Here is a 640-nt window from a genome sequence, read left to right as displayed (position 1 = left end):
CAACGCCACTTGTGCATTGAAGCTGCCGTCTGTGCCTAGCTCGTCTGCATTCAAGATACCGTCGCCATTTAAGTCTTCAGGAATCGTGATCGCACCGATCAGGTCTGCAGGAATTGTATCAATAGTAAGCGTAGCTGTATCTGTAGCCGTATTACCAGCTGGATCAGTTGCAGTTACAGTCACTGTATGTGGACCATCTATTAATGCAGGCAAAGTATTATCTACGAGCGTCCAAGTACCATCACCATTGTTAGTCGCTGGATAATCAATACCATCAACATTTACAACAACGGTTGCTGTTGGATCATCAATAGCTCCTGTTAAAGCAGGAGTCGTGTCATTAGTAGTTAAATCATCTAAAGATACAACTGGCACACTAGTATCAATGGTCACCACTGCGGTATCGGTACCTGCATTTCCTGCAGGGTCTGTTGCCGTCACGGTAATGGTGTGTGGACCATCAGTTAACGCAGGAAGTGTATTGTCTGCAAGCGTCCAGGTGCCGTCACCATTGTTCACCGCCGGATAGTCAACGCCATCTACATTCACAACCACAGTGGCTGTCGGATCGTTCACTGTACCGGTAAGTGCTGGTGTGCTGTCGTTAGTGAGTACATCATCAAGTGCTACTGTCGGCGGT

At 47.5% G+C, this 640-nt stretch carries 1 protein-coding gene; it reads right to left on the bottom strand.

The window, feature by feature from the left end; all coding sequences use genetic code 11:
* A partial coding sequence (locus MKX14_RS18205) for an Ig-like domain-containing protein (protein WP_240283149.1) occupies positions 1-640 on the bottom strand: 640 nt, incomplete at both ends.

The sequence above is a fragment of the Acinetobacter pittii genome (assembly GCF_022449185.1).
In the GTDB taxonomy this organism is placed as follows: Bacteria; Pseudomonadota; Gammaproteobacteria; order Pseudomonadales; family Moraxellaceae; genus Acinetobacter; species Acinetobacter pittii_I.
Note: the sequence above shows the minus strand (reverse complement) of the source record. Positions and strands in the feature narration are given on the sequence as shown.